Raw genomic sequence first — 14,278 nt, 5'->3', positions numbered from 1 at the left:
CTCGTACCGAACATATGCGCTCACCCCGGTATGACGACATCGGCGACATCGGCGATGTTGGCCAGATTCAGCACCGACATCACCTCGGTCAGCGCTCGCGTGTACGAATACGGCACACTGCCGCCCTCGATCACCGTCAGACTCACCGCCACCGTGGCCCGAACCGGATTCAAATGCGTACTGAACTCCGTCTCGGTGATATTCATGCTGTTGATATTCACCGGCAGCACCCGCTTGCGACCGAAGATGAACAGCACCAGCGGCGGATTGGCGCCGCGAGTAAAACTGAACCCCTTCGGTTTCCCGAACAGCGCGCTGACCGCGGCCCCGATCAGACTCTCCGCCTTCGGCGTCACCATCAACTCGAGCGTGGCGATCTGCGGCGCCACCCCGAACTCCTCGGTGATCCCATCCCCGTCGTCGAGCTTGTCGGTCGCGTCCAGCCGGATATCGAATCCGATCGTCTGTTCCTGCACCGTCACCAACTGGTTCTTCTGCAAGTTCAGCAGATTGGCATTGGCCTTGTCCCCGTGGAACTTCCGCAACGTCCGCTCCACCGACCCGCCGCTCCCGGCACCGTTCGACGCCCCGGGAAAACTGAACGTCAGCCCCCGATTGCGCGTCAGCTGAACCGGATTGAACTGGAACACCACAATCAGCGGCGGCAGACTCAACCCGAACTCCACGAACGCACCCCGCAGAATCTTCGGTTTATTGGGGAATCCATCGGTCATCGTCGTTCATCCTTTCGCCGGATCACGGCGTCGCCTTCACCGTGCTCATATGCTTGGACGCGTCCGTGCCACAGCAATCCCATTCCGACGAGGCCGATCTGGTGGCCGGACCTTCGGTCGGCTTCTTGCTCCACCACGAGGGCTCGGTCGGAGTCGAGGGAAGTGCGCCGGAAGTGCGCACCTTCCCGGGCCCCCACGCGCTACTCGGATCGGCCGGAGCCACATTGAAGTCACCCAGATCTCCGGTCACCGCCTTGGTGAAGAACTTCACGGTGCCGACGGCGACATCTCTGCCATTACGCCCCGGCCTGCCGGGGCGGGTGCTCCCATCGGTCCACCTGTCGCGCACGGTCGTCCAATCCACCTTCGCGCCTTGGCGGACCGGCCACGCCTCCCAGAACTTTCCGATCGGGCCGGACGGACCGATCGCGGGTTCCGGACAGGCGCGGACGAACTCGAAATTCTCGACCTGCTGCACGATGTAGCCGTCCGCGGGCGCGGCCGCATCGAGACTGAACACCCACTCGACATTGCGTTCACCGCATGCGCCCGAGGTCAATGTGTGCCGGGTAATCGTCAGTCGCTGGAGATATCCGGGCATCTCGGATTGCTGAAGGGTATGCGCCAGTTCATGGGCGATAAGCCATCGGCCCGATGCCGTGCCCGGCTGATATTCCGCATCACCGAACACCACATCGTGCCCGGATGTGAAGGCCCGGGCGCCGATCGCGCGGGTAGCGGCACCGGCCTGAGCGCCGGTGTGCACGCGGATCTGGCTGAAGTCGCTCCCGAAGCCAGTCTCGAAGTAGGTCCGATCCGCGGCAGCCAGCGGCGCACCGCCACCGCGCAGTGCGCTGATCTCGGCCTGGGCGGATTCGGCAATCGGGCCACCCGAAGTCAGGGACGGGTCCGGCGTATCGGCGCGCCGCTGTACGCGTTCCTCGGATTCGTCGTCGAGTCGGCCGTGACCGGTCGGACCACAGCCGTGACAGGCACGTTGCAGTGGTGGATCGAGCGGTTGTGGATCGCGTAGCCGTGACAGCACCGGTCGTCGGCCTTCCCCGCTCATGACCTCGTCGGCAGCCTTGTCGGCGGCCCGCTCGTATTCGTCATCGACCGGTCCGGCCATCAGCTTCAGTTGGATTCGACCCACCGCACAGCCGCCACAACTGCCCATCCCGCAACCGCCGCTCGCGGAACGGTCCGGATTGCGTGCGGCCGAGGGTTCTCGATCGGGGTCGGTACTCCGCAAGTGGTCATTGCCGAGGCTGCGCCGCAACACCGCATCCGGCGCTGTCGATGTGCCGCCCGCATGCCTCGAATCATGCGTCGTGGTGGGCGAATCGACCGATCGCTGCGACATCCGATTCTGCTGTCTGGTCAACATTGCACACCCCTTTCATCGACCGAACTTGAAGCCGAGCCCGACCAGGGCTTGGTGGACTCGTTCGTCATCCGCCGCTGGACGGAGCACGTTGTAGATCACTTCGAGCTGGTAGCGGTTGAGGTCGAGGCGCAGGGCCGCGCCCGCTTCGGGGCCTCGGGTACGGGTCGCACCGGTGAGGTCCCAGTCGTAGCCGCCGAACAAACGACCGAACAGCGGACCGAAAACCCGGAAGTCCAGACCGCCGCTGAGACCGGCACGGACGAAGGCTTCCTTATCGCTGAACGGGATATCGAGCCGCGCCCCAGCGGTCAATGCGCCACCGGCCCATTGCAATACGAGGTCATAGCCGGGCGACAGCACACCGCGCGTACCCGTCGGCGCGAATTCGGCGCCGAGGCGTAGCGAGGGTCCCTGGCCGATGCGCACATTGCCGTAGGCGATCGCGCCGGACAGGCCGGTGAAGACTCCGATCGAGGGTGCGGGCCGCTTGTATTCGACGGTGACCGTGACCGCTCTGCGATCCCCGGCCAGGAATTCCGTCACGCGATCGAATCCGCTGTTGCCGATATCGATACATCCCGAGCTGCCCGCCAGGATTCCGCCGTGCAGGAAGAAGTCGCCGCGGGCGTTCGGGTCGCCGCAGGGACCCGGTCGCACTTTGCCCAGTGGGCGCAATGCAACCCGGCCGGTCCCCCAGTCACCGGCGTGCACCGGCCGACCGTGCACCGTCACGTTCTGCTGTCCGACGATGCCGCCGAGACCGAGACGCAGGCGCTCGCCGAAGTCGAATCGCTCGATCTGGCTGCCCGCGAAAACGTAGGTGCCCTCCGGAATCGGGCCGTGGTCCTTGACGCCGACGAACCGCTTGTCGTTCATATACGAGTCGGTCACCGGGTCGGCCCCGCATTCCTTGGCGTCCTTCTCCGACAGCGGTCCTGGCCGTCCCGATTGGCCCGAGTATCGGAAGATCTCGCGACCATCGCCGAATACGATCAGATCCGCACCGTCGAATTCCATCGTGATCCTGCGGAAGTCCGTGGACTTCGGCGCACCCGAGGCTTCGGATGCCGGTTGCGCCGTCGATTTCTCGGTGGGCTTGTTGGCGGGTTGTCTTTGTATGAGTGGCCGGGTCGACGCCGGGGCAGCGCTTCGCTGGACATAGTCGTTGCCGAGATCGCGGTGCGTGAACGGCCCCGAATCGCGGGTGACCGGGGCAGCCGGCGCGCCGGGGATCAGCGCCGTGCGCCGGACTTGCCGAGGGTGTTCGTAGATCAACATTGCTGTCCCCCCACGGAATCCGGGGTACCACTATCGGCTTCCCGCCAGAGCTTGCCGATCTTCTCGTATTCCCGGCGGGCTCCGCGCAGGACGTGACCGCGGTCGATGGTGCCGCCGTCGGCGGCGGCGAGGAAGGCGGCGTTCAGGCCGATATTTCTGATGGTTGCGCCCGCCACCGGGAGTTCGCGCGCGAGTGCCTCGAAATCGAGGTCGGGGGCGAGCGGGGCTCGCGGTGGAAACAGCTGCTGCCAGATGCGCTTCCGGCTGTCTGCCGCAGGAAACGGGAAGTCCACGATGAAGCGGAGGCGGCGGGTGAACGCTTCGTCCATATTCTGCCGGAAGTTGGTGGCCAGTATGACGACGCCGTCGTAGTCCTCCATGCGTTGCAGCAGGTAACTGGTCTCGATATTGGCGTAGCGGTCGTGGGCGTCGGATACCTCGGTGCGCTTACCGAACAGCGCATCCGCCTCGTCGAAGAAGAGGATGGCGTTACCGGCCTCGGCCTCGGTGAAGATGTGTGCGAGGTTCTTTTCGGTCTCGCCGATGTATTTGCTCACCACACCGGACAGGTCCACCTTGTACAGGTCCAGGTCGAGGTCGGCGGCGATCACCTCGGCCGCCATGGTCTTGCCGGTACCGGGCGGTCCGGTGAAAAGCGCGCTGATGCCCTTGCCGCGGTTGAGTTTCGGGCCGAATCCCCAGTCGAGGTAGACCCGATGCTGGTGGCGAACCTGTGCGCAGAGGTCCCGGAGCAAGCCGATGCGGTCGGGTGGGAGGACCAGATCGGACCACCCGCACACCGGGCGTACCTTGGCCGCCCGGTCTCCCAGCTTCCGGTCGGACTGCCGACGGCATGCGGCGGAGACGTCGGCGAGTGCCAACTCCCGCGGCGCGGCGGATCGGAGACGGTCGTTCTCGGCGAGCTCCGCGGCCGCCTTGATGCGCGCCGGCGGCAGGTGGAACCGCGATGCCAATTGCTCGGCCCAGCCCGGGGTATCCGTGAACTGCCCGGACAGGTGGTAGCGCCAGATCGCCGCGCTCCGCGTGATATCCGGCAACTCCAAGGGAATCGGCTGGACCACGACACCACCCAGCTCGTCACCGCCCGCCCATTCCGACGAGCCGATCAGGAATACCAGCCAGCCGAAGTCCGCGATTGCGGTCGACAGCGCCGTACGCAGCGCATGGTTCTCGTTGTGCACCAACGCATCCGCACCGAGGATCAACACCGCCGCCTGGTGCAGCAGACCGTCGCGCATCGCCAGCCGCAATAACCGCGCCGATTCGGCGGCATGCGCGTCGACCTCCACCGAGAGCAACGCTATGCCGCATCGATCGCAGACCTGTCGCGCCAGCTCACGTCTGCCGACACCGGCGGGACCACTGAGGTAGAACACCGATTTATGCCGCGGTCCCGCGGCGTCCAGTCGGCGCTCGACGAGCCGGGCGACGCCGTCGACGAGTTCTGGATCCACGACGGGCGGCGACGGCTGCGGCGCGGAACGGTTCAGTTCCGCGACATCTATCAGGCGCGGATCCAATTCGGCCGTGCCCAGCAGGAATTGGCAGATCTGCGGGTCCAGAGCCAGGAACTGCGCCAGCCCCGACGATCCGGACGGGCTGCCCGGGTCATCGATCTGCCGCAGGATGCCCGCCCGCAACAGCGGGGCGGCCTCGGTGAAACAGATACGGGCGCGCCACCTTTCCGGTTCGCTCGCGCACAGCAACTCCACGATCAGGTCGACACTGGGACGCTTGCGTGTGATGTCGTCCTGTAGATAGGCATACAGCCGGTCGTACTTGCGGCGCAGTTCGGGGGCCAGACAGATCACCACGGCCTCCAGTTCGAGCGAAGTGAGCCCGAAGAGCCGCCCCAGCATCGGTAGCGCGAGCCAGATCCCCTGCTCGAGACTGCCGTGAACCCCGGTCTCGATATCTTCCGACAGGGCGCGCAGCCGCGAGAGCAGACTCTCGGGCACCGCGGTCGTCCCGGTGTCCGAATCGGTCGCGAGCAGCCAATCGACTTCCTGTTCGCTGATGTACACCGCGCGAGCCATCTGTTCCTCGGCGAATTCGCGGTTGCGCAGCCGTAGAGTGCTCGCGCGCATGCGGATCATCAGGTCGAGGCGCCGCAGTTCGTCGGCGAGGTGATCGAAATTCTCTCGATATACGGTGCCGGTCATGACCGCACCTCGAAGAGGAACGTGCGGCGGAACAGTCCGGAGACGTCGACCTGCATGTCGTATAGGCCGGGAGGGAGATCGGCGGGCAGTATGGCCGTGAACGAATCACCGGTGAGCTGTTCGGCGAAGATCGTGCGCTCGGCGATGACAACGTGAGCTTTTCGACCAGCGAAATATGTTCCAGTGAAGGTTATTTCGGTGCCCGCCAGACCTCCCGACGGCGTCATGCCGGTGACCACGGGCGGCTGGAACGGTGCGCGCACCTCCCCCACACCGATACGGCGCACGCGCGTGGGCAGCGGCTGTGCCGCGCCGGGCAGCCGATCCAGTTGGACCGTGGATACCTGATACAACACCGAGATCCGGAAGGGCTTGGCGAAGGTGGTCCAGATCCGGCTGATCTCCTCCGGATCCGGTGTCGTTGCGGCGATCTGCAGGTTTTCGCGCGCCGCCGACAACTCGGGATCGAGGTGCACGGCAGGGACGACGGGGTGCTCGTAGAACACCCGCATGGCCTCGCCCAGGAGCTGGTGCGCGGCCGCGTTGCCATTGATTTGGTCATTGGGTGCGTACGCGGTCAGCAGGTAGTACAGGTTGAGCGAAAGTGGCGGCGGTACCAGTTGATCGGGCGAACCCGGGCGCACCGTGAAGTCCTGATTCCTCAGGTACGGGTTCTCCGCGATCCGGTAGAGGAACAGGTTGATCCGGCGGCTTCCACCCGGTTCGTCGGGGGCCAACACCGTGACCTCCACCGCGGGTCGCAGCTGCATCTCGCCGACGAGCAGATTCCGCAGCGACGTACTGACCGTGCCGATCGCCGTCGACGCGCTCATCGGAGGCTCCGCAATCGCAGCAGGCTGAGATAACGGCGCTCCCAGAAGGCGATGGCGCCGTCGTGCGCCGAGGCCGTCCGGGCGACGACGATATCCCGCACGACCGGGGGCGGGGCTGCGGCCGGATCCTCACTCGCTCGGTTCGGTGGGTGTGACCACTCCGGCATGTCGGCATCGTCGACGGTTGGGAACGTACCCGTCGCCGGACCACGCACCGGCCGCGGCGATACGGTGCGTGCGGAGGCCGGTCGGTGTTCGGACGGGCGCACCGAGCCGACTGCGGAACGGTTCCGTCGTGGCGAATCACCCTGTGACACCGCAGAATCAGGCATCGGCGGAGTGTCCGCCTCCCCCGGATCGGCCGCCGCCGATCCGCCGGGTCGCACCATTGGTGCCGCCGCCGCGTCGCGGACAGGCGGCGCCACCGTTGCTGGGATGGCACGAGCATCCGGCATCGTACGTCCCATGTCATACGCCGCACGGCCGGGTAACTCCGTCGTCTCCGGGGCACTGCCGTGAGAGATCACCGGCGCACTGTCTCCCGGTATCCGATCGACATGCCGAATTCCCGCGACATACTCCGGTGTGACAGGCACCGGATCCTGCTGCGATCGATCCAGGCCCGCGGGTGGCGCGGACGGTGAGATCCATTGCGGAACAGTCGAGTACACGGCACCACCATCAGTTCCACGGTCACCGGCGGTCGGCGGGGCAGTCGATGGGATCGCACTGCTTCCGGCATCACCGTCGGTCGACGGCACCCCTGATCCGTGCCGCCGTACGTCCTGCCTATCCGTATGCTCGATGAAGGTGGTTACGCGGGGTGGGATTTCGGTTATCGGGACCGCCGCCCACGCGTCGAAGGACTCGGCCGAACGCGACACAACCGTGTCGCGTGCCGAGGCATCACTATCGACAACCGCGGTGTCCACGTCGAAAATCCACGTGGGCAGCGAACTACGCCGGGCCGCAGGTGCCGCCCCCGATTCCGCCGCGAACTCCCCCGAGCGCGCCACACCGACGAATCCACCGCGCATCGGCGGCGCGAAGCTGACCCGCTCGCCCACCTCATCGGGCAGCCCGAGCAGGGTACGCACCTCATTGCGATACCGGAACCGTCGCGCCCCATCGGCGAGCACGCCGCGGAGGTATCCCTCACCCGCCATCGTCGTACTCCTCCAGCGCTCCGGCCAGCACATCGATATACCTGTGCCGCTTGTCGCGGGTGAGCCCCATGATCTCGTGCTCACTCCAGTGGTAGTGGTAGGCGAGGTAGTGCACCTCCCGATAGAGCGTGTCGTTGTCGGTGCGGAACTCGCCGAAGAAGAAGTGCTGAATGTCGAACGGCGCCACGAATGTTCGATGACACTCCGGACATGCGGTGTGCATGGTCTGGTCGACTCGTGGCGCCAGTGCGGCCATTCGCTCCTCGATCGCGAACCGGGCTCGCGGGGATAGAGCGGCGATCTGCTGCTCGTCCGGCGGCGTGCGCGATCCGATCCGGACCACACAACGCGCCAGCAATGCGGTCAACGCGGCCGCCTCGTTGGTCCCGAGCAATCCCGAAACCGCCTCCTGATCAGCACCGTTGGGCAATCGGAACTCGATCTCGAGCGGCTCCGAGTTGTCCGAAACCGTCATGGTGTGCCGGGGCGCGCGCTCGGCCACCGACGTCACCGGAACATCCGCGATCGAGAAATCCAGCGAGGCCGGTTTACCGCAGTCCGGCCACGGGCAGATCAGATGCGCGCGGACCCGCTCCCCGAATGTCGCCGCACGCAACCGAAGCAACAGGTACTGACGATCTCCGACGAGCAGTTCCCGCGCGACCTGCGCCGAAACCGGGCTGATGGCTCCGATCCGGCCGACGCAGCGACTGAGTACCTCGGTGACGAAGGTAGCCGGTCGCGCGCCGATCGCACCGGCCAGCGACTCCTCGTCGCGGCCGGTCAGCGGCACCAGCTCGAAGCCGCGATGCAACCTGCCATCGCTGTCCCAATAGCCGCCGGGCAACTCGTCCACCAACATCCCTAGGTCTCCCGGGGTTCGGCCACCGAGGTGTCGCGAACCCAGCCCTCGTTCTCCAGCTTGATGGTGCTGATCATCACCGCATTGCCGGCCGCATCCAGCTGTGGCAGCGCCTGATATTCCGAGACCCAGCAGCGGAAGACGTTGTAGGCCAGCACCTTCTGCCCCTGGAGGTTGTAGACCTCGATACTGATGTTCTTGCGGAAGGTCGCCAGCGACATCGCCGGATCCCCCTGGAAGTTGTTCACCTTGTTGGCCCATGCCTCGAAGGTGGTGTCATGGGTAACACCGGCCTCCAGCGTGATCGGGTCGTATTTCGTCTTGCCCGGAATCTGATGCGGCCCACTGGAATCACCGCCCTCGTACCACGCGGTGACCTCCGTCGTGCGCTTGAGCGCACTGCATTTACTCAGACCGGCCACCGGCTGGCCGTCGACCACGATCTTGAACCGGAACCCCAGATAGGGATCGAATCGCGTGGAGTTGACAGTGAACTTTGCCATGTGCGGCACTCCTTATCGACTGTGGCCGTATCGGTTACCCGGACGCCAGCCCAGCCTTCTGGCTGATTCTCACGACCACGAATTCCGCGGGCTTCAGGGGCGCGAAGCCCACCAGGATGTTCACGACCCCCGCATCGATATCGGGCTGTGTGGTGGTCTCGGCATCACATTTGACGAAGAACGCCTCCGTGGGCGTGGCGCCCTGGAATGCGCCCTGCCGGAAGAGCGTCGTCATGAACGCACCGATATTGAGCCGCAATTGCGACCAGAGCGACTCGTCGTTCGGTTCGAATACCGCCCACTGAATCCCGTTGTAGATGCTGACCCGCAGCATGATCGCGGTGCGGCGCACCGGCACGTACCGCCACGCCGGATCGGAGGTGATGGTGCGGGCACCGAAGACCACCACACCCGAACCCGCGAACCGCCGGATCACATCGACCCCGATCGGATTCAGGTTCCCCTGCTGCATATCGGTGAGTTCGGTGGCCAACCCGACAACGCCGTTCAGGCTGGCCTCCACACCGGCCGGCGCCTTCCACACACCACGAGTGGCATCGATGCGCGCGTAGAGCCCCGCGACATATCCGGAGGGCGGCAGTAGGACGGGTTCGCGGGAACGACCGCTCGGATCCAGCGCCTTGACCCACGGAAAGTACACGGCCCCATAGGAGTTGGCTTTGGTGAGCTGTCGGCGGAAGGACGCCGCCTCGTCGTCGGTGTCGTCGTGCGAAGCGGTTTCACCGATATAGAACATGTCCTGCAGCGGCCGGTTGGCGCAGTAGCCCATGCCGAGGTCGAACATCGCGGTGCTGCCCTCGCCGGGAACCGCGAGCAAGCTGACATCGGTCAGCGCGTCCAGTTCGGCGAAGGCCGCGGCAAAGGTCTGCGGGGTGACCTGGGCGATGCCGTCGGAGCCCGGCACGGGTGCCGAAATGGGCGCAGCGACAGCCGCGTCCCCGATCTGTGCCACCGCGATCGTGGCCGGACGGCGCACCGCCGATCCGGATTCCGAGCGTCCGCCGCTACCCGCACCGAGGCGCAGCGCGACCGTGGCGTCGGTCGCCGACGCCGGCTGCACCAGCACCGACGAGGTCGCGGCCGAGGTCCCCGACTGCAACACCAGCCGGGGCTGTCCGGCCGGTGTTTCGACCGTGCAGGTGAAACCTGTGAACGCGGCGACGTCGGTCGAGGTCTTGCGCTTGGTCAACGCGCGTACCGCGACCTGCAGCGCCGTCGCGACGGCCGCCGGATCATTGGTGGCGCCTGCCGCGGCGGGCAAGGTGACGACCTGGAATCCGTCACCGTCCAGATTGATCTGCAGACTCAGATTCCCCGCCAGCGGCAGGGCTGGTCCGACGCCACCGCGATGTACACCGCGCTGAACACTGGTGTTGCCGGCCAACATGCGCGCGTCGATCAGCATCGACTCCCGGCCGAGCACCGCTTCGACGAAGTTCGCCGCGGCGGAATCGACGCTGAGGTTGTCGAATACCTCCAATGGCGCGAGTTCGTTGACATCGGCCGGAACTACCGCCGGATCGGTCTGCCGACGGATGCTCACCTTGAACTCGTCGCCGGGATTGACGGAGCCGTCCTCGATCTGCAGGAGCAGCGAATTGCCCCACGTTCCCTTGTTCTTCGCCGCGAACGTCCACCCCGGCACCGCGGTGGCCGCGCGATTGTTGATCGTCACGGTGGCGATTGCGGCGTCCGACCGGGTAACGCGCACGACATAGCACTGCCTGCCGCCGTTGTTGAAGTACTGGAACACGCTGTGCGCCAGAAAGCTGTCGGCGAAGAATGCGCCGTAGCGGCGTTGGAATTCCGTCCAGTTCGTCACCCTGGTGGCCGCATTCGGCCCCATCTCGGCGAGACCGACAAACGCGGCGGTCGACGTGCTCGCGATATCGAGCGGCCGGACCCCGCTCGATACCTCCTCGATGTACACGCCCGGATAGCTCAGTGCAGGCATGAATGTCTCCTCAACGCGGTGGGTGGCAGCCGGCGAAACCGGCGGGGTGGGTAAGCACCAGTGCTCGAAGCCGTCGCATTACGCGCCTTTTCGACGTCGCGAGGGTTCGGCCGGATTCGCCGCCGCGAGCGGTTCTGCGGGCGCTTCCACCGCCGACCCCTCGGACGCATCGCTGACCGTTACGACCTCGATCAGCCGCCGACTCCGCAATTTGTCCACCTTGGCGTTGCCGGTCACCTCGGCATCCGGCAACTCCGGCGACTGTTCACCCGGGCCGAGCCGTACCGCCCGACCGGTGGCCAGCGGTATGGTCAGCGGCCCCGATACCAGCAGATTCGTGATCGTGACAGCCATCTGATACTCCTATTCACCCCCGGCGGGCGGGCCCGCCGAGCGCATCGAATCCAGCACCACCCGACGCAGTTGCCGCGGGTCGAGCGCACCGAGTGCCCGTGGGCAGGGCCGCATCTCGTAGATCCAGGTGACGCGTCCGTCGGGTCGCATACCGAGCACCACCGCATCGATGCGGCCGAACTCGGCACGCAGTCCGTCGTCCCACGGGTCGTCCACGCCGGCGATCAGCACATCGTGGCGGCACGCACCGAACTCGCCGCGCCCAGCGGCGGCCTCCTCGTCGAACCTTTCGACGACCACATCGTCGGCCTCGGTGAAGGCGGAACCGATGAGGTCGGCGAGCAGCCGCGGGATCCCCACCAGCGCCAACCGAACAGCCATGCAATCAGCATGTTCGCCCGGACAGCCGCGGTAAATGAACCGACGGATCCATCTTCGGAGCGGAGCGGATTGGTCCTACTTCCGGTCAGTCCGCCAAGGACGGGGGTACGCCGCGTCGACGCAGTACCGCCGCCGCCTCCGCGCGCCGCCGTACCCCCAGCTTCGCGAGCAGGTTGTGCACGTGGTTCTTCACCGTATGCACCTCGATGCAGAGCCGATCCGCGATCTCCCGGTTGGACAGGCCTAGATCCACCAGCTCGAGGATCTGGGTCTCCCGCGGTGAAAGTCCCAGCACCCGTGCCGTCGGCGTCACGCGCGCGGCATTGGAAGACAAGCGCGCCAACAGAATCGCAGTCACTCGCGGTGAGCACAGGCTTTCCCCGGCCGCGACCGCCACGATCAGCTTCAGCAACTGATCCAGCGGCTCGGAGCGCAGGTGATAGCCCGCCACGCCGAGTTCGGCGCATTCGATGATCTCGTCCCGGTCGTGCTCGCGAACGCCGAGCACGACCACCCGCGAGGCCGGACTTGCCTCGCGGGCGGCCAGTAGTAGGGCCCGGCTCTCCTCCGAGGCCAGGTTCAACAGGATGATGTCGGGACTGCCCCGGCCGATCGCGGCATTCATCGAGGCCAGGTCCGAGGCGGTACACACCGCGTCCGGACCCCACTCCCCGGCCAGAATCGTGGCAAGTCCTTCACGGTAAAGAGCACTGTCATCCGCGATCAGCAGTTTCATTGGACTACTACCCATTCCCCGGTCGTCGGCAGCAGCAGAACCTTCCATTGTTGCAATGTGGATCATCGATTACCAATGGTTGTCCCCCCCTTCCTGCCGAGCGAATTCAGCTGACCGGCACCGTGTTCTGCGCTGCGGATCGCGCCGCCCGCACCGCGGCGAGCGCATTCAGTCGGCCGAAGCCGTACTTGTCGCTGCGTCCGTCCGGGCCGTACCCACCGCCCGTGGGATCGATCTTGTCGGAGGTGCCCTTCAGCAATTCCTTGACCTCGTTCCACGCCAGGTCCGGATGCACCGAGAGAACCAGCGCCACTACGCCGGCCGCACCGGGGCAGGCGCTCGAGGTGCCGCCGAAGCTGTTGGTGAAGTTCCCGGCCTGATCACCCCTGTTGGTATCGCCGGGGTTGTACCCACGACCGCCGTGCCGGTCGACGGTCCAGATACCGGAGGTCAGCGCATCCGGATGTCCGAACGGCCGATGCCCGAAATCGTTGCTCGGGAACGCACACCACACGGCCTTGCCGAAATCGCTGTAGACGCTGCGCTTCCCGGTGTCGTTACAGGCTGCGACGGCGATCACCTTCGAGAAGGAGGCGTAACCGTCGTTATCGACGGATTCGTTGCCGTTACCCGCGGCGAACAGAATGACGCAGCCCTTGCCGTTGCGCCCGGTGGTGACCACATGTTCGATGGCGAGGCGGGTGCTGGCGGGCAGCGCGACCACGCGGTTGTGGGCCGGATCGCCCGGCCGGAACCACGCACCGTCCGCGGGACCCCAACTGCACGAGATCACATCGGCGCCATGGTCGGCGGCCCATTCGAAGGCCTTCGCCTCCGCCTGCGATCCGAGCCCGGAGGCCAGTCGGATCGGCATCAGCCGGGCGTCCGGCGCCACTCCCGACGCGCCGAGAACGCCGCTCGCGCACGCCACGCCCGCGCAGGCGGTGCCGTGGTTGTCGCCGTTGTCGGGTCCGGTGCCGAAGGTATCCTTCGGGCGCGGATCGCTGGTCCCCAGCGTGGCATCGCGCGGCGCGATCACCTTGCCCGCGCCCGCGAATTCCGGGTGATCGATGTCCACACCGTCGTCGATGACGGCGATCGTCACCCCCGTGCCACGCGTAATCGCGTGGGCTGCTTCCACATTCGCGTGCGCGTCGACCACGACGCCACCGATCGCGGTCTTCCTCAGATGCCACTGCTGGGCGAAGACCGCCTTGCGTGAACGGCGCCGGATCAGTTCCGGATGGCAGTACTGCACATCCGCGCGGCGCAGCAACGCGTTCGCGATATCGAAGACCCGCTGGCCGGTGCCTTCCTCGGCCGCGGTGAAGTACGCGTTGGCGGCATAGGTCACCTGCTCCTTGATATGCAGGCCCCTCTCACGCAGGGTGGCGAGGCATTCGGCGGGATCGGCGTCGTCGACGAACTTCACGAAGATGTTCTCGGTGTACAGCACCGGTTCCTCGGTGCCCGGATCCACCAGTACCCGCCCCGCGAACCGTACTTCCGGCGCGGCGTTCAACGCCGCCTTGCGCTCCTCGACCGGTCCGGATCCCGGCGGCAGCCGATAGACCTCGACACCGGCCTCCGGATAACTCACCACGAGGGTCACGTCATCGATCTGCCCGCTCACCGCGGTGCGAACCGATCCGGACCTGCGCGGGATCCCCCGCCCCTCCTGTGCCCGGACCACGATCAGATCCGCGCTCTGCTGCAATTCGAAACCGGGCTCATCCTTCGTCCCGAAATTCACGGTCGGCACTATGATTCCCTTCGTCACCTGGCCCGAACACCACGGTGAATCTAGCGCCGACCCGACGTGGAGTATCGAGTACCGAGGTACTCGAAGTCGGTCCGCCCACCACCCCGTCCGGCCTCCGCACCGG

13 protein-coding genes are annotated in these 14,278 nt (G+C 66.0%); all 13 read right to left on the bottom strand.

Annotated elements, in window-relative coordinates:
- Positions 1–20: 20 nt before the first annotated feature.
- Positions 21–734 carry a hypothetical protein gene (locus AB0H61_RS10155; protein ID WP_357301426.1) on the bottom strand — a complete coding sequence of 238 codons (714 nt, stop codon included), beginning with the start codon at positions 732–734 and terminating at the stop codon, positions 21–23.
- A 22-nt stretch (positions 735–756) separates the two neighbouring features.
- A complete protein-coding gene (locus AB0H61_RS10150) occupies positions 757–2,097 on the bottom strand; it encodes a DUF4157 domain-containing protein (RefSeq protein ID WP_357301423.1) in 1,341 nt (446 codons plus the stop codon).
- Between the two features lie 36 nt (positions 2,098–2,133).
- Complete coding sequence (locus AB0H61_RS10145) at positions 2,134–3,138, bottom strand: hypothetical protein (RefSeq protein ID WP_357301420.1); 1,005 nt, start codon at positions 3,136–3,138, stop codon at positions 2,134–2,136.
- A gap of 254 nt (positions 3,139–3,392) precedes the next feature.
- Positions 3,393–5,582 carry an ATP-binding protein gene (locus AB0H61_RS10140; protein ID WP_357301417.1) on the bottom strand — a complete coding sequence of 730 codons (2,190 nt, stop codon included), beginning with the start codon at positions 5,580–5,582 and terminating at the stop codon, positions 3,393–3,395.
- The gene (locus tag AB0H61_RS10135; RefSeq protein ID WP_357301414.1) at positions 5,579–6,415 is read right to left on the bottom strand and encodes a Pvc16 family protein; all 837 of its coding nucleotides are present in this window, start codon (positions 6,413–6,415) and stop codon (positions 5,579–5,581) included. The genes AB0H61_RS10140 and AB0H61_RS10135 overlap by 4 nt, the downstream gene beginning before the upstream one ends.
- Positions 6,412–7,581, bottom strand: a complete 1,170-nt coding sequence (locus AB0H61_RS10130) for a hypothetical protein (protein WP_357301412.1) — start codon at positions 7,579–7,581, stop codon at positions 6,412–6,414. The genes AB0H61_RS10135 and AB0H61_RS10130 overlap by 4 nt, the downstream gene beginning before the upstream one ends.
- Entirely contained in the window at positions 7,571–8,437 is an 867-nt protein-coding gene (locus tag AB0H61_RS10125; protein WP_357301410.1) for a DUF6760 family protein, read from the bottom strand. The genes AB0H61_RS10130 and AB0H61_RS10125 overlap by 11 nt, the downstream gene beginning before the upstream one ends.
- 8 nt (positions 8,438–8,445) lie before the next feature.
- A complete protein-coding gene (locus AB0H61_RS10120) occupies positions 8,446–8,946 on the bottom strand; it encodes a phage tail protein (RefSeq protein WP_357301407.1) in 501 nt (166 codons plus the stop codon).
- Between the two features lie 34 nt (positions 8,947–8,980).
- Positions 8,981–10,921: a phage tail sheath subtilisin-like domain-containing protein gene (locus AB0H61_RS10115; protein ID WP_357301405.1), complete on the bottom strand. Its 1,941-nt coding sequence runs from the start codon at positions 10,919–10,921 to the stop codon at positions 8,981–8,983.
- Positions 10,922–10,999: 78 nt separating this feature from the next.
- The gene (locus AB0H61_RS10110; protein ID WP_357301402.1) at positions 11,000–11,275 is read right to left on the bottom strand and encodes a hypothetical protein; all 276 of its coding nucleotides are present in this window, start codon (positions 11,273–11,275) and stop codon (positions 11,000–11,002) included.
- A gap of 9 nt (positions 11,276–11,284) precedes the next feature.
- Positions 11,285–11,656 carry a hypothetical protein gene (locus tag AB0H61_RS10105; protein WP_357301400.1) on the bottom strand — a complete coding sequence of 124 codons (372 nt, stop codon included), beginning with the start codon at positions 11,654–11,656 and terminating at the stop codon, positions 11,285–11,287.
- Positions 11,657–11,741: 85 nt separating this feature from the next.
- The gene (locus tag AB0H61_RS10100) at positions 11,742–12,407 is read right to left on the bottom strand and encodes a response regulator transcription factor (protein WP_357301397.1); all 666 of its coding nucleotides are present in this window, start codon (positions 12,405–12,407) and stop codon (positions 11,742–11,744) included.
- A gap of 91 nt (positions 12,408–12,498) precedes the next feature.
- Complete coding sequence (locus AB0H61_RS10095; RefSeq protein ID WP_357301394.1) at positions 12,499–14,145, bottom strand: S8 family serine peptidase; 1,647 nt, start codon at positions 14,143–14,145, stop codon at positions 12,499–12,501.
- Positions 14,146–14,278 lie beyond the last annotated feature (133 nt).

Source organism: Nocardia sp. NPDC050710, from assembly GCF_040654375.1.
Lineage (GTDB): Bacteria > Actinomycetota > Actinomycetes > Mycobacteriales > Mycobacteriaceae > Nocardia.
The sequence above is the reverse complement of the archived record's forward strand: the minus strand, read 5'-3'. Positions and strand labels throughout refer to the sequence as shown.

Coding starts and splice junctions, on each gene's coding strand:
- AB0H61_RS10145 (WP_357301420.1), bottom strand. CDS start 3,138: ATGGAATTCGACGGTGCGGATCTGATCGTATTCGGCGATGGTCGCGAG.
- AB0H61_RS10110 (WP_357301402.1), bottom strand. CDS start 11,275: ATGGCTGTCACGATCACGAATCTGCTGGTATCGGGGCCGCTGACCATA.
- AB0H61_RS10100 (WP_357301397.1), bottom strand. CDS start 12,407: ATGGGTAGTAGTCCAATGAAACTGCTGATCGCGGATGACAGTGCTCTT.
- AB0H61_RS10115 (WP_357301405.1), bottom strand. CDS start 10,921: ATGCCTGCACTGAGCTATCCGGGCGTGTACATCGAGGAGGTATCGAGC.
- AB0H61_RS10135 (WP_357301414.1), bottom strand. CDS start 6,415: ATGAGCGCGTCGACGGCGATCGGCACGGTCAGTACGTCGCTGCGGAAT.
- AB0H61_RS10140 (WP_357301417.1), bottom strand. CDS start 5,582: ATGACCGGCACCGTATATCGAGAGAATTTCGATCACCTCGCCGACGAA.
- AB0H61_RS10120 (WP_357301407.1), bottom strand. CDS start 8,946: ATGGCAAAGTTCACTGTCAACTCCACGCGATTCGATCCCTATCTGGGG.
- AB0H61_RS10130 (WP_357301412.1), bottom strand. CDS start 7,581: ATGGCGGGTGAGGGATACCTCCGCGGCGTGCTCGCCGATGGGGCGCGA.
- AB0H61_RS10105 (WP_357301400.1), bottom strand. CDS start 11,656: ATGGCTGTTCGGTTGGCGCTGGTGGGGATCCCGCGGCTGCTCGCCGAC.
- AB0H61_RS10155 (WP_357301426.1), bottom strand. CDS start 734: ATGACCGATGGATTCCCCAATAAACCGAAGATTCTGCGGGGTGCGTTC.
- AB0H61_RS10150 (WP_357301423.1), bottom strand. CDS start 2,097: ATGTCGCAGCGATCGGTCGATTCGCCCACCACGACGCATGATTCGAGG.